General features: G+C 45.8%; 16 protein-coding genes. 5 read left to right on the plus strand and 11 right to left on the minus strand.

Annotated elements, in window-relative coordinates; genetic code table 11:
• Positions 1–288 precede the first annotated feature (288 nt).
• The 4 genes from PATL_RS00770 to PATL_RS22295 all read left to right on the plus strand — a co-directional run bounded on the left by PATL_RS00770 (position 289) and on the right by PATL_RS22295 (position 5,912).
• The gene (locus tag PATL_RS00770) at positions 289–1,632 is read left to right on the plus strand and encodes an MFS transporter (protein WP_011573085.1); all 1,344 of its coding nucleotides are present in this window, start codon (positions 289–291) and stop codon (positions 1,630–1,632) included.
• A gap of 316 nt (positions 1,633–1,948) precedes the next feature.
• On the plus strand, positions 1,949–2,551 hold the full coding sequence (locus PATL_RS00775) for a single-stranded DNA-binding protein (protein ID WP_011573086.1): 603 nt from the start codon (positions 1,949–1,951) through the stop codon (positions 2,549–2,551).
• A 592-nt stretch (positions 2,552–3,143) separates the two neighbouring features.
• Positions 3,144–5,552: a TonB-dependent receptor gene (locus tag PATL_RS00780; RefSeq protein ID WP_011573087.1), complete on the plus strand. Its 2,409-nt coding sequence runs from the start codon at positions 3,144–3,146 to the stop codon at positions 5,550–5,552.
• 210 nt (positions 5,553–5,762) lie between these two features.
• Positions 5,763–5,912, plus strand: coding sequence for a DUF2256 domain-containing protein (locus tag PATL_RS22295; RefSeq protein ID WP_011573088.1), 150 nt, complete (start codon positions 5,763–5,765; stop codon positions 5,910–5,912).
• A 42-nt stretch (positions 5,913–5,954) separates the two neighbouring features.
• Here PATL_RS22295 and PATL_RS00785 read toward each other — a convergent pair whose 3' ends face one another.
• The 10 genes from PATL_RS00785 to PATL_RS00830 form a co-directional block, all read right to left on the minus strand.
• Positions 5,955–7,442 (minus strand): FAD-binding domain-containing protein, encoded by a 1,488-nt coding sequence (locus PATL_RS00785; RefSeq protein ID WP_011573089.1) that lies wholly within the window; start codon positions 7,440–7,442, stop codon positions 5,955–5,957.
• Positions 7,435–8,772, minus strand: coding sequence for a DASH family cryptochrome (locus PATL_RS00790; RefSeq protein ID WP_011573090.1), 1,338 nt, complete (start codon positions 8,770–8,772; stop codon positions 7,435–7,437). The genes PATL_RS00785 and PATL_RS00790 overlap by 8 nt, the downstream gene beginning before the upstream one ends.
• 142 nt (positions 8,773–8,914) lie before the next feature.
• On the minus strand, positions 8,915–10,327 hold the full coding sequence (locus tag PATL_RS00795; RefSeq protein ID WP_011573091.1) for an aldehyde dehydrogenase family protein: 1,413 nt from the start codon (positions 10,325–10,327) through the stop codon (positions 8,915–8,917).
• A 10-nt stretch (positions 10,328–10,337) separates the two neighbouring features.
• Complete coding sequence (locus tag PATL_RS00800; protein WP_011573092.1) at positions 10,338–12,038, minus strand: AMP-binding protein; 1,701 nt, start codon at positions 12,036–12,038, stop codon at positions 10,338–10,340.
• Between the two features lie 25 nt (positions 12,039–12,063).
• Positions 12,064–14,388, minus strand: a complete 2,325-nt coding sequence (locus PATL_RS00805) for a TonB-dependent receptor (RefSeq protein WP_011573093.1) — start codon at positions 14,386–14,388, stop codon at positions 12,064–12,066.
• Positions 14,389–14,421: 33 nt separating this feature from the next.
• Positions 14,422–14,874 (minus strand): c-type cytochrome, encoded by a 453-nt coding sequence (locus PATL_RS00810; RefSeq protein ID WP_011573094.1) that lies wholly within the window; start codon positions 14,872–14,874, stop codon positions 14,422–14,424.
• Positions 14,875–14,888: 14 nt separating this feature from the next.
• The gene (locus PATL_RS00815; RefSeq protein ID WP_011573095.1) at positions 14,889–15,446 is read right to left on the minus strand and encodes a methylamine dehydrogenase light chain; all 558 of its coding nucleotides are present in this window, start codon (positions 15,444–15,446) and stop codon (positions 14,889–14,891) included.
• Between the two features lie 14 nt (positions 15,447–15,460).
• Positions 15,461–16,081 carry a redoxin family protein gene (locus tag PATL_RS00820; RefSeq protein WP_011573096.1) on the minus strand — a complete coding sequence of 207 codons (621 nt, stop codon included), beginning with the start codon at positions 16,079–16,081 and terminating at the stop codon, positions 15,461–15,463.
• A 6-nt stretch (positions 16,082–16,087) separates the two neighbouring features.
• A complete protein-coding gene (locus PATL_RS00825) occupies positions 16,088–16,609 on the minus strand; it encodes a MauE/DoxX family redox-associated membrane protein (protein WP_011573097.1) in 522 nt (173 codons plus the stop codon).
• A 4-nt stretch (positions 16,610–16,613) separates the two neighbouring features.
• Positions 16,614–17,765 (minus strand): amine dehydrogenase large subunit, encoded by a 1,152-nt coding sequence (locus PATL_RS00830; RefSeq protein WP_011573098.1) that lies wholly within the window; start codon positions 17,763–17,765, stop codon positions 16,614–16,616.
• Between the two features lie 267 nt (positions 17,766–18,032).
• On the opposite strand from PATL_RS00830, the gene PATL_RS00835 reads away from it, so the two are divergent.
• On the plus strand, positions 18,033–18,698 hold the full coding sequence (locus PATL_RS00835) for a TetR/AcrR family transcriptional regulator (RefSeq protein WP_011573099.1): 666 nt from the start codon (positions 18,033–18,035) through the stop codon (positions 18,696–18,698).
• A 93-nt stretch (positions 18,699–18,791) separates the two neighbouring features.
• Here PATL_RS00835 and PATL_RS00840 read toward each other — a convergent pair whose 3' ends face one another.
• Complete coding sequence (locus tag PATL_RS00840) at positions 18,792–19,220, minus strand: Lrp/AsnC family transcriptional regulator (RefSeq protein ID WP_011573100.1); 429 nt, start codon at positions 19,218–19,220, stop codon at positions 18,792–18,794.
• Between the last annotated feature and the right edge of the window lie 140 nt (positions 19,221–19,360).

Here is a 19,360-nt window from a genome sequence, read left to right on the forward strand (position 1 = left end):
TGACCAAAGTCGTCCTCAAAAGAGTGAGTATTACATACTTGATATAAGAGCTCTATGTGGTTGAACAATTATACTTTCAATACCCAGATGATTAATGATTATAAAGATACGCGTCATGGCGCTGATTAGATCGCCGCTGAAATATGTAAGTGGATGTTTTAAACTCGGGCATATCATTGAACTTGTGCTATTTTTCCCCTCGCTAGCTGCAATGTTGCTGTCGTTTAGGGCGATAATTTTGTGGTAAACTTCGCCGCCTTGATAACCTCAAACTGATTAGTTGCTCATTTGAATAGAACCGAAATTCGCGCCTCTTTGGCTTTGGCCGCTGTTTATGTCTTGCGTATGCTGGGATTGTTTATGGTGATGCCAGTACTGGCCATACTCGCGGTACATTACCCAGATTATTCAGCCCTAATGCTTGGTTTAGCTATTGGTGGCTATGGTTTGACCCAAGCTATTTTGCAAATCCCCATGGGGGTGTTGTCCGATAAGATTGGCCGCAAACCTGTCATCGTTGGCGGGTTACTGATGTTTGCTATTGGTAGCGGTGTTGCCGCGACCGCAGATAGCATGTTATGGATTGTGATCGGCCGATTTTTGCAAGGTGCTGGGGCAATTGCCGGTGCCATCATGGCATTAGCTGGGGACGTGAGTCGCGAGCAGCAGCGGCCAAAAGTGATGGCGATTATCGGCATTGCTATTGGTTTTTCATTTTATATAGCCTTGCTAATAGGCCCTGTCATTGCGGATAATTACGGTCTGCACGGTATATTTTCTATTACAGGTATACTCGCTATTTCATGCATACCTTTGGTCATTTGGGTGGTGCCCAGCGCAATAAACTACGCGCCCAAGGGCGATACCCTACCTGTTCTTACCGATGTGAAAATCTTGTTCTTCGACCCACAGTTACGCCGTTTGAACATCAGCGTGATGTTACTGCATATGATGATCACGGTTTTGTTTGTACAAATGCCCATTTTACTCAGTGCTTTAGGCTGGCAGCTAGAAAGTCACTGGCAACTATATTTACCCATACTCGCAGCTTCTGTCGTTGGCTTAGTCGCGTTGATGATGTTAACCAAAAGGATGAGCCAAGCGGGCGTGATTCGTTTGTGCATATTATTACTAGGTGGCGCATTACTCGGTTTGCACTTTTCCCACAGTACCGTGCTTGCGGTAATGGTATTTGGCTGGCTATTTTTTACCGGCTTTAATTTCTTAGAAGCAAGTTTTCCGGCTATGGTGTCAAGTATTGCCCCAGCGGGTAAAAAAGGCTCTGCCATGGGGATTTACGCCAGCTTTCAGTTTTTAGGGGCATTTTTAGGCGGTACATTATCAGGCTTAGCCAGTCAGTATATTGGCCCCCAGTGGGTGTTCGTTATTGCTGGCGGTGCCTGTGGTATATGGTGGCTTGGTTTACGTAAGTTAGGTACCAGTGAACGCTTGAAACGCTTTACACTAAAACCAGATTTTACCCGTTATTCAGCCGATACCATTGGTGAGCAGTTAGCCACACTCGAAGGAGTGGTAGATGTGACGGTAGTGCCAGATGAGGGTGTGGTCTATATCAAGGCAGATGGTAAGCAATTCTCACTGGAAAAGGCTCATATTTTAGTCAACGGCTAAGCAGCTTTTTACGTTAATCAAGGCTAAATTTTTAAGAAATAATCTGCGAAATCACGTTATAATAACCGGCACAGTGAAAATCAATTTTGTTCGAGCTTTCGTTTAGCGGGTGAACCTTTTGGTGGTGATGGGCTCATATTTCTTCTGTTGCGGAACAATAGCGAAACAATGGCGAAATTAACGCGAGTTAGCGTGAATGCGGTAAAATTGATCACTAATTAATTGAAAAATAGACATATTCATACTTAAAACCAAGTGATATTTAAACTGTAAGTGTTTAAGACCTTAGGTTTTAGGGCAGATAATAGGAGTTAAAATGGCGAGCAAAGGCGTAAATAAAGTCATCTTGGTGGGCAACTTAGGGCAAGATCCTGAAGTACGTTATATGCCAAATGGTAATGCGGTAGCGAACTTAAGCATCGCGACCAGTGAAAGCTGGAAAGACCAACAAGGGCAAATGCAAGAGCGCACCGAATGGCATCGCCTGACTATGTATCGCCGTTTAGCTGAAGTGGCTGGCGAATACTTGCGTAAAGGCTCACAAATTTACGTAGAAGGTAAATTGCAAACCCGTAAATGGCAAGATCAGCAAGGCCAAGACAAATACACTACAGAAGTGATTGTCGACCAAATGCAAATGTTAGGTGGTAAAGGCGGCGGTCAATCTGAAGGCGGTTTCCAAGGGCAGCAGCGTCAACCTGCACAGCGTCCTGCACAAGGCGGTCAAAATGCTGGCGGCCAGCGCTCTGGCGGTCAAAATTCAGGTGGTTTTCAACAATCTCCTAACCAAGGTTACAACCAAGCACCTCAAGGTGGCCAAGGCAATCAAGGTTTCAACCAAGCCCCGCAAGGCGGCCAAAACAAGCCAGCACCTATGGCTGAACCCGACTTTGATTTCGACGATGATATTCCGTTTTAATTAATACCAAAGAGTGTTGATGTTAGTTATTTAAAGCCCTGTTCTTACAGGGCTTTTTTGTATCGGTTTGATTTTTCCCAAAATACGTTAGAACGAAGATGGCAGTTTTACTGTGATTTCCCAGCGGTGGGCCAGCCGCTAAATGCTGATTTATACCCTGCCTACACGCGTTGCTCTTAGGCTTACTCATCTAGTGAGTTGGTGAGTAAAAATGATAGATAAAGACACTTATTTGTCTTCCCACAGCTTTAATTACGCAAAATCTGTTATCTCCAAACAGTCTTTCACTCACTCTCTGACCCCCTGCTTCAGCACTGCATAAATCGATTTAAAGCGCGGTGTTATATACGAGCGAAGTATTGGCAAAGCCTATTGTAGGCTTTAATTCACTCTGGTCGGCTTTCACAGCAATGAAACTTGCTTTATATACTCATGCGCAAACCTCAGGTTTAAGTTTTTTATTCTGAGTTTGGACAGCAATACTTACAAAAATAACAACATATCGTCGGTAAGCAGTAGAAATGCCCAACTTTTTTTGCCACATTACACGACGGTTATTAACAAAAAAACAACAATCAATCTGGATGGACACATGTTTAAACGAAACACACAAAAATTTCGCCTATGCGCAATAAGTGCTGCGGTGATGGGACTGATCAGTACAGGGGCGATGGCACAGCAAACAAGCGCTGCTCAAAACAAAGCTCAAGAAGAAGATGTAGAGCAAATCATTGTCACGGCGACAAAGCGCGCAGAGTCAATCGGCGATATTCCATTTTCAATCAATGCGCAAACCCAGAAGGACTTTGAACGAAGTGGTGCTAGTAATTTAGAAGATATTGCTCGCAACGTCGCGAGTGTGGCAATTCAAAATCTTGGCCCCGGACAAAGCCAAGTATCCATGCGCGGTGTATCTGCAGGGCAAATCGTACGTGACCAGCCGGGCGTGAAAGAGCAGGTGGGCGTTTATTTGGATGAAAGTGTTATTTCTCTATCGTTATTTACCCCTGACTTAGACTTATTTGATTTAAATCGTATAGAGACGCTGCGCGGCCCGCAAGGTACGCTATTTGGCTCAGGCTCAATAGGTGGAACGTTACGCTATATTACTAATCAACCTGAACTAGACACGTTCGAGGGTAAATTTGAAGCGAACCTGAATTCAGTATCAGACGGTGGCACCGGCGGCAATGTGAAAGGTATGGTAAACCTGCCTATCTCAGATTCTGTCGCTATGCGCGCGGTGGTTTATCGCACTGAATATGCGGGTTTTATTGACGCATACGGTCCTGATGATGCGTTTAAAGAAGATGTTAACGACGGAGACAGAACCGGTGGTCGAGTGGCGTTTGTTATCAGCCCAAATGACAAACTCACTATTACCCCGCGGATCATATTTCAAGAGCTCGAAATAAATGGCTTTAATAGACAAGACGCGTTCAATATTTTCGCCAACCCTTACACCACAACGTGGCCAGCGAAACAATTAAAAGATAGAGAGCAGTTCTTACTATTAGAAGAAGGCTTTTCTGACGATACGCTGATAGCTGATTTGACCGCAGAGTATCAAGCTGAGATTGCTGACTTTACCTTTGTCTACAGCTACACAGACCGAGATATTCTGGTGAGCCGAGATGCGAGCGCACTGTCTGGCTCAGTGAGTGTTGATTTAGGTTTCCCTGATGCGGCCGTCACGCTGCCATCGAACCTACTCGATCGTACAGAAGTGGAGCAAGACACGTTCGAGCTGCGCGCAGCATCAAACGATGACGGCGCGTTAGATTGGATAGTCGGCGCGTTTTATTCTTCAACTGACCGAACGTACAAACAAACACTACCCACACCTGGATACGATAGCTTTACCGATGCGACCTTAGGTGCAGGTACTTCAGCGGCGGTAGCCAATGGGTTTGATGTCGATTCTCCTTACAACGCTTTCTTGCCTTACGATCTGACACAGTTAGCTATTTTCGGTGAAGTTAATTATCAAGTGAACGACGATCTTAAAGTGACTGCAGGTTCGCGTTTTTATGATTACGAAGAAGAGCGTCAGTTTATTTCAGGCGGCTTGTTCGCCAATGGTGACAATCAAACCGATGCAACTGAATCTGATGGCTTTACGTCACGTATTCTTGGTCAATATCGCTTGAACGATAACGTGAACATTAACGCGCAGATTTCTGAAGGGTTTAGGTTAGGTGGGGTAAACGATCCATTGAACAGAAGCTTGTGTTCTGATCAGGATGAGGCGATTTTTGGTTCATTCCAAGATTATGAAGATGAGCAGTTAACCAACTATGAGTTAGGCTTCAAATCTTCTGGCCGCGGCTGGAGCGCAAACGTGTCAGCGTTTTACAATGATATCGAAGACTTACAGGTGACGTTAGATGCAGGCTCTTGTTCTTCTCGAGTGTCGTTTAATGTGCCTGATGCCCACACGCAAGGCCTTGAATTTGAGCTTACACGCCAGTTCACAGATCAATTATTCTTCTCTCTTAGCGGTAGCATTATAGAAGCAGAATTTGACTCAACCGTGGTTGATGGCTCTGGTGCGGTACTCGGTGGGGTAGAAGATGGCAACCGGTTGGCGTCAGTGCCTGAAGAAAGTTTCTCGATTTCGTTTACTTACGATCTCGCTTCGCCTTTGTTCTCTTCAAATAGCACTTATTTCCAAGGCTCATACCAGTACGTTGGTGATCGAATCACTCAACCTAGCGACCAAGTCGCTGGTGCGGGCACGTTTGTTTCTGGTTTGGCCTTTGGTGGAGCAACGGGTCAGGAAACCACCGAATTAGATTTGGTGCTTGATGCCTACGGCACCATGAATCTTAGCTTTGGTTTAGCCTATGATGATTACGAAATTTTGTTGTATGCCAATAATGTGTTTGATGAAAATGCGTTGTTGTCATTGGACAGAGAGCGTGGAGGTCGGGCTCGACTCGGTTTTACGACCAACCAACCTAGAACAATTGGTGCTACATTCCGTTACTTCTTTGAGTAATATTTGTTAGTTATATACTCAAAAAATAATCAGCAGCTAAACATCAATCGACGTTTAGCTGCGCATTCTCCTCTCTATTTCCTGTGAAATATCAAATCGACATGCTTTGTTTCATGTTAGTTGCGTTAAGCTTGGCTAAACGAGACAGAAAAAGGCGACCTTGTTGAACGAGAACACCCGCGTCAACGGCGTTATTAACGGCTACATGTCATGAACAAAACACAGCTACCCAGCAAAATATGCCCCGTTTGCCAACGGCCCTTTTCATGGCGAAAAAAGTGGCAAAAAGACTGGGAGCATGTCAAATACTGCTCGAAGCGATGCGCGGGGAATAGAAAGTCTCTCGACGATAAAAGGTAGTTATCGTAGGTTTGCTCAAATTGTATTTTTATCGCCGAAGGTTCAGATTCTTCTAGGACGATTTACCAGGGTGTGTTGCTTGAGAATGCGCTTAGTTTCTTGTTGAACGTCATCGCGTTTTTGAAACGTCCACAAAGTATCCCTTGCTCGCTTACCGGTTTGTTCAAGATCAATCATTGGGTGCGGGTATGTTCGTCCTAATTCCACTTCATATATTTGACATTCCATGGGGGTAAGTAGCCATGGCGTGTGAATGAGAGCATCCGGCAGGTCAGAAATTTCAGGTATAAAGCGGCGGATGAACTGCCCTTGAGGATCCTTGTCTTGTGATTGTTTGACCGGGTTGTACAAGCGGATAAGGTTGGTCCCCGTTACTGACGCTTGCATTTGAAATTGCGGATAATGTATCCCTGGTTCAAAGTCTAAAAAGAGCTGAGCTAAATGAATGGCTCCTTCTCGCCAATCAATATTTAAGTGGTGACACAAAAAGCTCACTAACATGGCTCGCATGCGGAAATTAAGGTAACCCGTTTGATGCAGACAGCGTATCGAAGCGTCCACGATGGGGATGCCCGTTTGACCTGTTTTCCATGCCTGTAAGTTAGCGTCTTTTTGTTCACCTTGCTCATATTCGTAAGCAAGGTAGGCTTTGTTGACAGGGCGAAACTCCATGTCTGATTCACTTTCAAATTTCTGAATAAAATGGCAATGCCAGTGCAGGCGAGACCGAAAGGCGTTGATAGCCCTTTGCCACCCATCTTTGTGCTTTTTAGATGCAGTTGATTGATAAACTTGGCGAGTACTTATGTTTCCCCAAGCCAAATAGGGAGAAAGCCTAGAGCAGGCTGTTCTACTTTTTATCGGGCTAGAAACTGAATAGGCGTACGCCTTTCCGCGCTCTTTTAGAAAATGATGCAAGGTGTACCAAGCGCGTTTTTCACCCCCAAGCTGAAACGCAGGACGTTGAGTTTTGTACTCTTGTGGCAATGCTTCGCTTTCATCTAGCGTCATCAAGGTGGCAAAGGTTAGCCAATTGACTTCATGTAGAGGCGTATCTGCACATTGTGCATTCATATGCTTATCCCAATTTTGCTCCCAGTCACGTCGGTGAGTAGCACCACGGATAACGCCGCCATGATTGTATTCGTGCCAGCTTATGCCTTCAGCATCTAACATGCGCGCGATAGCTTTATCCCGTTTGTAAGTGCAGGCAAGACCGATTTCTTGATGGCTGTACACGCCAGCAATATGAAAACGTTGCATAAGTTGAGCAAACACGCTGTGGGCTTCTTCGAACAATACAATGATGCGAGCATTGTAATCGGCGAGTTGGCTGTTTAGGTCGACTATGGATTGCCACACAAACCGCCAATGACGTACATCGTAATGCGGATCTGCTATAACTGAGGGCTCAAATAAGTACATCATGACCACCGGCAGCGGTTGCTGGGCGGCAGCGAATAAGGCTTGATGATCTCTCAAACGCAAGTCTCGCTTCAACCACACCACATTGATATGCTCTTTATCCAAGAGGCCAGTCTGCCGCGTCTGTTTGGTCTATACCGCTAACGTATGTATCCCCAGCCCATTGGCGCACAAATTCCCCGTTCGGATCATATTGTTGCGCCTGCTTGGCTAAATCGAATCGTCTATGTCCTCTAGGGTCTACGCCTACACCTGAAAGGTACTGCCAGTTCCCCCAGTTTGATGCCACATCAAAGTCGACAAGTTGTTGTTCAAAGTAAGCTGCCCCGAAGCGCCAATCAACACCGAGCTCATTTACCAAGCAACTAGCGACTAACTGGCGTCCTCGATTTGACATGTAGCCAGTATGATTTAATTGCTTCATACAGGCATTCACGATGGGATAAGGCGTTTCACCTTGGCACCACATTGCGAACCGTAAAGCGACGAAGGTGGTTAAAGGACGAGTGTCTTGCGTCCCAGAAAACTGAAATAGTTTTGATTGGTATTTAAACAGGTGCCATTGAAAGTACTCTCGCCATAGCAGCTCAAAGTAAAGCCAATAGGTTGAGTCATTTTTTTCATATTCTGATTCGTAGCGCCTCAGCTCAGTGAATACTTGCCTAACAGAAAGGCACCCATTGGCGAGCCAAGGGGATAGCTTGCTGGAATAGTCCCACCCATCCAAACCGTTACGTGTTTGTTTATAATTTTTAATGTTGTGGCTGGTAAAAAGAGTGTACTCAAGTTGCGCTAAAGCAGCGTCCTCACCTCCTGTGAAGGCAAGCCCAATTGCTTTTTTCGGTGGGTTTACGTTCTTAGATGATAACCAAGCTAAATCGGGAGCGGGTGGCAGAGCTGTCGGGGCTGGCAAAGCAACTGCTACTTGCAGATCCTCGACGCGTTTCCTAAAGGGAGTGAAGCTTGCGGGCAAGTATTCTATTTCAAACGGTAGCGTAGCAGGTTGAAATAAGCTGTGACCGTTTTCCTGAATAAAGAGTGTATTAGGGTTACCTTGTTTTACTCTTTGCCACTGCTGGCGCTCATACACACCAGGGTGCATACCTGAGGCGACTATATCTGGAGTATAACTACCAATAAGGGCGTCAAGTACCTCTAAGGTTTCTCCCTCAAGTACGAACAGCTGTTGGCCTTGCTCCTGCAAATGACGCTGTAATTCAGACAGACTCTGTTGCAGGAACGCCCAACGTTTATCGCCCATATGCGCCGACTGAAAATGGCTACTCTTGAACCATCGTGGGTCGATTATAAATACACATAATAGCTCATCGACTTGTTCACTAAGCGCAACAAGCGCAGGGTTATCATGTAAACGCAGATCATGACGAAACCAAAAAATGCCTCGTTTTGGGAGGGCTGAAGATAGCTTTTTCAAAAATAAACACCCGTCATCTTAGCGTCAGTCAATAGCAATAAATACGTGTGCTTAAACAGATGAGATCAGCTTAGAAGAAGGATGTGCAGAATAGGCCGCCCGTATTAGTACCGGGCGGGGAGGCACTATTACTGAATAAAAACTAAAACGTTTGCTTGGCCATATTAATTACATGCACTTGGGTGTACTCCAATAAGCCTTCTTGGGCGAATTCAACGCCGATACCAGACTCTTTTGCGCCGCCAAAGGGAACGGTTGGGCCAAAGTTGAGGTGTTGGTTTATCCATGTGGTTCCACATTCTAAGCGTTTGGCGACGTCATACGCTTTATCCAAATCATTCGACCACACCGAGCCACCTAGGCCAAACACTGAGTTGTTTGCACGTTCAACAGCCTCATCTATGTTTTTGTATTTAATCACCGGCAAAATAGGGCCGAATGGTTCTTCATCTACTACTTTGCAGCCATCGGTTACATCACGCACTATGGTTGGGCGCATAAAGAAGCCCGGGCCGTCGAGCACTTCGCCGCCTGCGGCGATAACGCCGTTTTCTTTTGCATCTGTTAGGTACTCTTGTACTTTGATAAATTGCGCTTTGTTTTGAATCGGACCAAAGGTAACGCCTTCATGTAGCCCATTGCCCACAGTGGCATTGTTCGCCAGTTCACTGAGCTCGCTTACGAGGTCGTCGTAAATATCTTCATGCACATATAAGCGTTTAAGGGCAATACACACCTGACCGCAGTTCATAAACGCGGTACCAAAAATAGCAGGGGCAATTTTCTTCGGATCAACATCGGGTAGTACTATGCCTGCGTCGTTACCACCAAGCTCTAACGTCAATCGCTTAAGCGTTGTCGATGCTGCTGACATGATCTTTTTGCCCGTAGGCGTTGAACCGGTAAATGCCACTTTCGCTACATCAGGATGGGTGCTAAGTATATGCCCCAAGTCATTGTTGTCAGTAATGATATTCACCACGCCTTTAGGGAATATCTGCTGGCATATTTCAGACAATTTAAGTACGCACAAAGGTGTGGTAGCAGGTGGTTTCAATATAAACGTATTGCCAGCCAGCACTGCTGGCGCCAACTTAAAGCTGCCTATCATCAAGGGGAAATTCCAAGGGACCACACCTGCGATCACGCCAAGTGGTTTGCGATGTAGTTCTATTTTGGCGGTTTCATCATCTTGATAGGTTTCAATGGGTAATTCACTTTGAGCAAAATAACGAATAAAGGCACAACTGAAACCCACTTCAGCAATAGATTCGGCCAATGGTTTGCCTTGTTCTTGAGTGAGTAGCTCGGCGAAAACATTGGTTTGCTCTTCTAAAGTATCCGCTAATTTGTTAAGGCAGTCTCTGCGGGTTTGCATATCAACGGTTTGCCACTGAGGGAACGCTGCTTTCGCTGCGCCAATGGCTTGCTCGAACTGACTTTCATCAGCGCAGGTTATGCGTTGAAATACTTCTTCTGTGGCTGGATTAACGATATCTAACGGGCGATTACCTTGTACTAGCTCGCCGTTTATTAGCATTGAAAATGATTGCATGTCCTATCCTCTATTTTGATGGGGAAGATGGAGGTGAAACTTGAGAAATTTCGAGCTCCATGACTTCGCGCATTTTGAATTTTTGCACCTTGCCAGTCACCGTTAACGGAAACTCTTCGACAAACCGTATGTGCTTAGGAATTTTAAAGTGGGCGATTTGGTTCTTGCAGAAATCAGTGATTTCAGTGGCACAAGCGCTGCTGCCAGGTTTAAGGCAGATCCAAGCACATACCTCTTCACCAAAGTCCGTGTGGGCGATGCCGAATACTTGTATGTCTTGTACGGCAGGGTGTGTGTATAAGAATTCTTCTATTTCTTTGGGGTAAATATTCTCTCCGCCGCGAATAATCATGTCTTTACTGCGACCGACTATGGTGACGTAGCCATCTTCATCCATGATGCCAATATCACCTGAGTGCAGCCAACCGCCTGCATCTATGGTTTCAGCTGTGCGAATTGGGTCGTTCCAGTAACCACGCATCACAGAATATCCGCGTGTACACACTTCGCCGCGCTCACCAATAGGAATTACCCGGTTGTATTCATCTACAAGTTTAACCTCGATGCGAGACATCACACGGCCTACGGTTTCTACTCGTTTTTGTAATGGGTCTTCTGGTAGGGTTAAATGATTCAGCGGGCTAAGTTCAGTTTGCCCATAGCCGATGAGCACATGTTCCATGTGCATTTCATTGATCACCCGCTTCATAACTTCAGCAGGGCACAATGACCCCGCCATAATGCCGGTGCGTAAGCTAGATAAATCAAATTGCTTAAAATCTGCATGATCGAGCTCTGATATAAACATGGTGGGCACACCATGCAATGCAGTACAGCGCTCCTTTTCAACCACTTGCAATGTGGTTAACGGATCGAACGCATCGTTGGGGTAAATCATGGTGGCACCATGGGCGATACAAGATAAATTACCCAATACCATGCCAAAACAATGATAAAGGGGAACCGGTATACATACTCGGTCATTAGGGCTTAGGCGCATGCCTTCACCGGCCAAAAAGCCATTATTGAGAATATTGCAATGGGTTAAGGTGGCCCCCTTAGGCTGCCCAGTAGTGCCACTGGTAAATTGAATGTTGATGGGATCGTCAGGCAGCAACTGACTAGTAATTGTTGCCATTTGATTTCGCTCAGCATCACCACCCATTTGGGTCACGCGCTCATAATTGAGCATGCCAGGTACAGTGCTGTTGCCCATCTTAATGATATTGCGTAAGTGTGGTGCGGCAGCACATTGAATATTGCTGGCGTCACAACGAGCTAATTCAGGTATAAGCTGTTGCAACATTTCTGGGTAACAGCTGCTCTTAAACTGTTCGGCACAGACGATCGCTTTGCACTCAACCTTGTTCAATGCATATTCTAATTCACGCAAGCGATAAGCAGGATTGAGGCACACCATGATCGCACCAATTTTTGCCGTGGCAAATTGGGTGACTGTCCATTCAAAAGAGTTGGGCCCCCAGATACCCACGCGATCGCCCTTTCCTATGCCAAGGGCGAGTAGGCCGGTGGCTAACTCGTCTACCTTTTGTTTGAGGGTGGCGTATGTCCAACGAACGTCTTGATGGGCAACCACCAAGGCTTCGCTGTCTGCATGTTTTTGGCTGATGTAATCAAAATATTCGCCAATGGTTTGGTAAATCAGCTGGGAGTCAGCTTTACCACATATATAGCTTTGTTTAAGGGCCATAAAATGTTCCTAATTTATTGTGTCTTTATTCGAATTTATAGGTGGCACTGAGTCCCCACCATCTGGGTTTACCATAATAATTTTCGACCATGCCAAAACCACCTGCTTCGGGCCCGCCAGCTAGATCAAAGGCCATCACGCGGTATTCTTTGTCTAATAGATTGTCTACAAAACCCGCGAATACCCATTTGCCATCATCAGAGGTGTAAGACACTCGGGCATTGAAAAGGGCATAGCTGCTTTGCTCGCCCACGGGGGAATTTTTCAATTGAAAGTAGTGTTCGCTCATATAGACGAAGTCAATTTGCGCGGCTAACTCGCCATCCGCGAGCTGCCAGCCATAGCGGGCTAAGCCGTTAATATTCCACTCTGGGGTGACCACCGCACGGCGGTCGATTAAATCACCATTAGGTAATTGATAAGCGTCTTCAACGTTGTTGTCGACGTAACTTACGCCCAGTAACAAGTCGAGGTTGTCTATAGGGTTTGAGGTGATTTCAAGTTCTGCGCCGCTGACACTGGCACCGGTATTGAAAACAAAAGTCGTCAGGCCCTCTAAGCGAAAAGCCTGATAATCATCGTAGTCGTAGTAATACACCGCACCGTTTACGCGGGTAGTTGAATTAAGCTGATGTTTAATACCAAACTCATAGGCGTGCAGCGTTTCTTTGTCGAATTTCATTTCTTCTGGGCCACCAGTTTCTGGGTTGCCGTCGAGAAAATCGGTGATATCCAACGGTGCGTTATAGCCGCCACTTTTAATACCGCGGTTATAACTTAAATAAAACAGAGTGCCTTTAGCTGGGCTGAAATCGACTTCGGCTTTAGCGGTGACGTAATCATCGTCAAGACTAGCGAAGTCGAAGGTGTCGTCATTAAACACAAATAGCGGCCCACCAAATCCCAGGGGATCCGGGTTAACAATATTAGCCGCAGAGGGGTTGCTACCATTGGCGATTTCAACGTAATTTTGTGAGTAATCAATGGACTTTTCTTCGTTAGCCCAGCGCAAGCCGCCGATCACCGTCCATTGTTCATTTACATCGTATTCCACTTGAGCGAACACCGAGTAGGTTTCTGTGGTGGTATCAAAAGGAGTCCAAATCGTCACTGGGCCACCGGTTACGGGCCCCGTGCCTGCCCCTGCACCAGCAAGCTGGTCAACGAATCCGCGAACTTCGCCACCATTGGCAAAGGTGCCGTCGATATCTAAATAGTAAAGGCCGGTTACCCAGCGGGTATTCTCACTTTGGCCATTTAGGCGTAATTCTTGTGAGAATTGGTCAACATCAGATTGCAGGAAAAAGTTGTAGTAATCTTGCGGGGAGGCGTCTGAATCTTCGATATAGTCTTTTTCTAAGCTCCAAATATCAGTAATGGAGGTAAACAGAATATCGCCAAAATCCCATTGTAAATTACTGGTGACGCCTTGGCTTTCGACTTTGTTAAAGCCAATTCTGTCGTATGAGCCTGTGTACACGCCGTTATCAGGCTCTTGATAAGCTGAGGTAGTTAAATTAGGCCCGTCAAAATGCTCTCCTAAGCCTGTGGCTGGATTGAGGCGAGCACTGGAGTGTTCAAAAAAACCGCTGTCGATATCTTGTTCGCCGCGTCTAGCGCTGACTAACCATTCCACGTCATCTGTGACTTCAAGCAAAAACTGTAGGCGTGCAGCCCAGTCGTCGCCATTGTTGAGATCTTTACCTAAAGTGTTGTTGATGTAGGGGTCGTGATTATTGGTGGTGAATGAGAAGCGAGAGAAGAGGGTGTCAGTGAGTGCGCCGCCTATGGCACCTTCGGTGAGGACTTGGTTATAGCTGCCTAGGGTAACCTTACCGTATCCTTCGAAGGTGTCGGTGGGTTTACGTGATATGTAATGTACCAAGCCCCCCGTCGCATTTCTGCCAAATAAGGTGCCTTGTGGCCCTTTGAGTATTTCGACTCGCTCGATGTCAAATAACTGGAATCCTGCCCCTGAAGAGGCACTGATATACGCTTCATCTAGGTACACTGCCACGGGGGATTCTTGATGATCACCCGAAAAGTCATTCTGCGCCACACCACGAATATTGATGTAAAACGCGGAAGGGCCATTGGGCTGAATGGCTGTAACCCCTGGCGCCATGGCGGTCACTTCTTGGGCGTTATCGTAGCCTAATGCGTCAATTTGATCGCCACTGAACGCGGTGATTGAAATGCCCACTTCTTGAACGCTTTGGGTGCGTTTTTGTGCGGTCACTTCTATGACTTCTAATACATCAGCGTGGGCGCGAATACTGGCCAAGCCACTTATACTGGCGAGGCCAAGCGTGATCGCGGTAGATATGCTCGAATAGTTTAGTGTTTTCATGGTGTCTCCTAGTTGCGAATCCAGTGTGTTTAATTATTTTTTTTTGTACTCTTCTATTCGGGTAACCAGCGCTTTGCGCGTGTCTCCCAATTCGCTACGTAGAACGTACTGCCGCAATCGCTCCACCTCTTGTTCATCAAACGGTTTGAAGTCATCTGGTAATTGATCTGCACTAAAGGAGCGCAGCATCCAGTTGACGATTTGCGCTAACTCCTTACTTTTTAAGGGGGCGGTTGACACGCCAGGTACTTGAATCAAAAATTCACGGCCACCTTCAACGGCGGCAAAATAGCCTACGAAGTTGCGCATGTCGGGTATGCGCGGATCACCACTTCCGCGGCCATCCGCGGTATGACAACCACTGCAAAACAAGGTGTATTTCATCTTGGTATGAGCGTCATTTGCATAGCTGACTTGAGGCTGTAACAACATTATGGCCAGCCCGAGGGCTGACGTTATGTGTTTGAATTGAATCGTGTTAGGCATAGGGAAGCTCCCGACTATGACTCAATCGATGTGCCGAGGATTATTGCCGTTGAGCAAACATAGGTTTCGCTCGATGCGCCCACACACCAGTTAGTATCGTTGTTTGAAAACGCGCGATACATAGGGGTGTCATCCTCATTGCGGTTACAGAAGCAACGTCCACATGCGGCCTTACCACAGCAATCGTTATAAGAAATGATGTAGTGCTTGTTGTCCGCAGGATTAAGGCAGGTGCCTATCCAGGTGATGGGTGACATTTCAGTGCCCGGCGGACAGGCTGATTGAGAGCCGCCACAGCAAGAACATAAAAAGCCGTCGATACCGCAGTAACGCCAGTATTCGCAGGTGGTTGGGTCGCCAGGATCACCTTCATTTGTGCTAGGTTGCGCCGCTACGCCAGGGTAATGGGCTCCCGCAGAAGCGCCGCCACCGGCAGCTTTGGCAACGGGTAAGGCTGGAATAACTGATACGCCTACCACGGCTTTCCCCACATTGGATAAAAAACTTCGTCTTGAACTAGTGCGGGCGATATTGCGGGTTTTATTTTCAAAGAATTTATCAAACCATTTCATAATAGAGTCTCTCGTTAAGCCTGTTTATAAAGGGTGCGTTCGTTGTTTCCTTGTTTCTCTAGGAACTCTTGAATCGATGCAACATTGAGGTCTTGGGCATTGAGCAGGCTTTCGATGTGTTCGCGAGAATTGACCAAGCCCATTGAAGAGATAATGCCGCTCTTGTCGATAAGGGTGGCGTAAGGTAAGCGGCTCACACCGTATTTTTTACCCACCTCTTCTGAGAGCACATAAGGGAAGTTTTCGAGTTTTTTCTCTTTGATAAAAGCCTGATGATCTGGTTCATCACCATCGCTTACAAATACCACGTCTAAATGCGAACGCTCGGCATGGGATAGGGAGATAATGACAGGTAGGTACTCTTTACATACTGGGCAATCCGGGGATAAAAAGAACAGTAAGGTGCTCTTCTTAGTCGGCTTGCCGATAAACAATTTCTGATTGGTGATGGTTTTGACTGAAATTTCAGGGGCTTTATCCCCGGCTTTAAGTTGTTGATTCATAGCTAGGGCGCCCGCAGGAGCCACGCGTTCGTACAGCACACCGACCTGACGTGCTAGGGCGTAAACTACGACACCAAGTGCGATAACCAGTACCCATAGCAGGGCGAAAGTGAATAAGAATAAGTTTGACATAATGAGTTACCTTCTAACGGCGTTGATGTGGGATTGGTTGCGAAATAGTTGCTGTGCTATCACTCCAATAAGTAGAGTGACGGTGCCAAACAATATGCTAATGAGTAGATCTGATGCGCTAGGTGTAGCGAATTGCACACCTATAGCTGCAATCACATGAAGTAATAAAATGCCTGCGTTGCGCCATAAAAGGCTGACACTCAGGCGTTGTTCTTGACTACCGAACAAGCACCCGCAATCAAAATCTTGATTGCCTGAGTAAATATTAAGTGCAATAAGTCCGCTGTAAGCGAGTAATAACGCGCCAGCGAGGAGTAAACCGATTAACTGAAAGGTGGGGAGTAGCAATAATGTGGCACATATGGCTTCCACTAGAACCAAACCAACTACCAATATATTAGAATGAATGTGCGGTACCCATTGGTATTGTTTTAGGTTGTGAGTGAAGCTATTTATATCAGCGAGTTTATGAATGGCGCAGGCTGCCCAAAATACGCAGAGCAGGCCGAGTAATAAGTTAATTAGCATAAGGTTACTCCACAGCCGTGAGTGTGAAGGGGTTAGCGTTATCACCACCAATGGAGAGGGTACGCTGTAGCTCTGCACTTTTTGCGTCGTACACGTCGATCATCATGTTTGCATTGGTGACAGCTAAAAGTGGGTTGTCACCTTTGGTGATTTCAAGGGAAATGCCATGGGTTTCAAGAGGGATGGTTTTCACTTTTTTGTGTTGCTGGGTGTCATACACCCATACTTCTGTGCCGCCGTCTTTATGGCTGCCGTTTACGCCATCTTTGTGCATCAAGACAAAAACGCGTCCATCAGGGTGTCCTGATATAATTTGCCACCCACCAGGTCGCCAGTTTTGCTCACGCTCGCTGGCGCTTAGCAGATCCCACTTCTGTTGCGGCTTCGCCACATCGCCACTTAGGTCCACGGGTTGCATATAGCCATGGAACGTTGGGAAATAACCGATATTGTTGATACGGGCGTATTTTTCGAAAAGCGGGTCTTCATCCACATTGAAAAACGACGGAACGCGGGTCTCGCTGGCGACTTCGCCTTGTTCATCTAGCTGAATGCTTAGCATGGATCCATCGGCGCACAAGGTACTAAAGCCGCGTTCACCAGAGGGATAAATTAAGCTGCAACCTGGAATGTCCACGTCGTTGAGGACTTTGTGCTCGAGCATATCGATGACGGACACTGAGGTGGCAGGGGTAAAGTTGAAAACAAGCATGTACTTGTCTTCATCGATTAGCTGAGTGGCATTTTTCTCTGAAACCGTTTGAGCGCGCTTCTTGTGAGGCAATTCAATTTCATTCTTCACGGTAAGAGTGGCGTTATCCCAAACGGACAAAACATCTGTGCGCACTCCGCGAGTGCCACGTGAGTAATAGGTTTCGGCGCTGTACATTTCGTTGCGTTCAGTGGAAGGAATAAACGAGCCGAAAAACCCTGTGCTCACTTGGCCTTTATAGTTACGTGTGCTGCTGGCGATGTCCAGAATGATCACCTTGCCCTCGGTCATTCCCCAGAAATTCATGTCTTGCACATACAACCACGATTCGCCGTGCGTCTGGGGAAGCGTGAGTACTTTGGGCACGGTGTCATTAGGTAATTCGGCATGGCTCACCGAACAAAACAGCAGTGATGAGAGAAGTAGTATTTTTTTGCTAACCATTTGAGTGATCCTAGTAATTGATATTCCGCTGGCTAAATCATGCGACTTAGCATTGAACAATTAATGCGCTAAATAGTACGTATGTACTAAACTAGTACAGTTGTACAATTGATCCAAGCGTTTTTTACGAATTTTTTACATGAGGGTGTTTTTTGAGCGTTCATTCGAGCATTTGCAGGACTTGTGGAATGATCTGTTATAATCGATTTTAAGGAAAAACTAGACACATTGGATAGCGCACCTGATTAAGGTAACTAATTGAATAAAATGAGAAATATTAGGAAGGGGACAGGGGAGTCTCGTCGCGGTAAAGAAACTCTTTTACTGATACTAAATTCCGCTAAAACCATATTGATTGAGCAAGGCTATAGTAAGTTGTCTATGCGTAAGGTTGCTGTGGGCGCGCAAATTAGCGTGGGAAATTTACAATATTACTATCCAAGCAAGAATGACTTGCTCAAAGATATGCTCGATCACAGCATTGATGAGTTTATGGATGAATTTGAACGATTAAGATTGGGGACGAATAACGATCCTGAGCTGCATCTCAAATCCATTATCAATTTTATCGTACTTGATTTAGGCAACCCCACAACGACTACGTTTTATCCTGAGTTATGGGCCTTAGCAAATCACGATGAATATGCTGACAAATTAATGGATGAAATATACGCTCGCGTGCGCGTACCTCTTGAAGATAGCATTATGCGGCTAAACCCAAGGCTTGATTTTGAGCAGGTGCAGAAAGTGGCTTTGTTTATTTCTTCATCCATGGAAGGCATGACCATGTTCGTTGGCCACGGCAAAGTGTGGAACGATTCTATTCAACACATGGCGAACATAGCAACAATGAGCTTTCTTCAGTTGGTCAAAAATATTACGCCTGAAGATATTCAAGAGAATAGTTTTATACTTGCCGCTGACAAAGGGTAATTATTTATATTGAGTGAATGCTTTAAGCTGCTGGGTTTACGCTTAATTACACTTGGCGCTTACTTGAATTAAGCACTCAAATTCTCACTAAAACTAACGCTTAAATTTAGTTTCTAAAATAACGGACGAATTAGTGCGCTCCACTCCTTCTAGGTTACCAATATTGTCCAAAATTTGACTGAGTTGCTCAAGGGATTCGGCCTGAACAATGGCAATCAGATCATATTCTCCACTAATGGCATACAGCTCGCTGACCTCACTGACTTGGCGTAGTTCTGCATTGGTTTTGGCGGTGAGCTTTTGGCGTACTTTGATGGATACATGAGAAGACACTAGGTTGTCTTGGTATTCGCTGCCATATTGCACTGCATAGCCTTTGATGACGCCGGACTGTTCAAGTTTGATCATTCTATTTTGAACCGTGGATCGCGATAGATTTAGCACTCGCGCTAAATCCGAAATGCTGGCTCTGGCGTTGGAACGCAAGATGGATAACAGTTGTTGTTCTTGCTTAGTTATCATTTTGATACTTTGTTTGGTTTATTTGCTAAATAGTGTTTTCATTTTGACCATAATGCTACTGCAATTTTAATCTGTTTACCTCGATAATAGTAAATTATTTAACGATGCTTATTAGCAACGTCATTATTTTAGGCCTTACA

Source organism: Paraglaciecola sp. T6c, from assembly GCF_000014225.1.
Lineage (GTDB): Bacteria > Pseudomonadota > Gammaproteobacteria > Enterobacterales > Alteromonadaceae > Paraglaciecola > Paraglaciecola atlantica_A.

Coding starts and splice junctions, on each gene's coding strand:
- PATL_RS00815 (WP_011573095.1), bottom strand. CDS start 15,446: ATGAAATGGTTTGATAAATTCTTTGAAAATAAAACCCGCAATATCGCC.
- PATL_RS00800 (WP_011573092.1), bottom strand. CDS start 12,038: ATGGCCCTTAAACAAAGCTATATATGTGGTAAAGCTGACTCCCAGCTG.
- PATL_RS00775 (WP_011573086.1), top strand. CDS start 1,949: ATGGCGAGCAAAGGCGTAAATAAAGTCATCTTGGTGGGCAACTTAGGG.
- PATL_RS00825 (WP_011573097.1), bottom strand. CDS start 16,609: ATGCTAATTAACTTATTACTCGGCCTGCTCTGCGTATTTTGGGCAGCC.
- PATL_RS22295 (WP_011573088.1), top strand. CDS start 5,763: ATGAACAAAACACAGCTACCCAGCAAAATATGCCCCGTTTGCCAACGG.
- PATL_RS00835 (WP_011573099.1), top strand. CDS start 18,033: ATGAGAAATATTAGGAAGGGGACAGGGGAGTCTCGTCGCGGTAAAGAA.
- PATL_RS00830 (WP_011573098.1), bottom strand. CDS start 17,765: ATGGTTAGCAAAAAAATACTACTTCTCTCATCACTGCTGTTTTGTTCG.
- PATL_RS00810 (WP_011573094.1), bottom strand. CDS start 14,874: ATGCCTAACACGATTCAATTCAAACACATAACGTCAGCCCTCGGGCTG.
- PATL_RS00780 (WP_011573087.1), top strand. CDS start 3,144: ATGTTTAAACGAAACACACAAAAATTTCGCCTATGCGCAATAAGTGCT.
- PATL_RS00840 (WP_011573100.1), bottom strand. CDS start 19,220: ATGATAACTAAGCAAGAACAACAACTGTTATCCATCTTGCGTTCCAAC.
- PATL_RS00805 (WP_011573093.1), bottom strand. CDS start 14,388: ATGAAAACACTAAACTATTCGAGCATATCTACCGCGATCACGCTTGGC.
- PATL_RS00820 (WP_011573096.1), bottom strand. CDS start 16,081: ATGTCAAACTTATTCTTATTCACTTTCGCCCTGCTATGGGTACTGGTT.
- PATL_RS00795 (WP_011573091.1), bottom strand. CDS start 10,327: ATGCAATCATTTTCAATGCTAATAAACGGCGAGCTAGTACAAGGTAAT.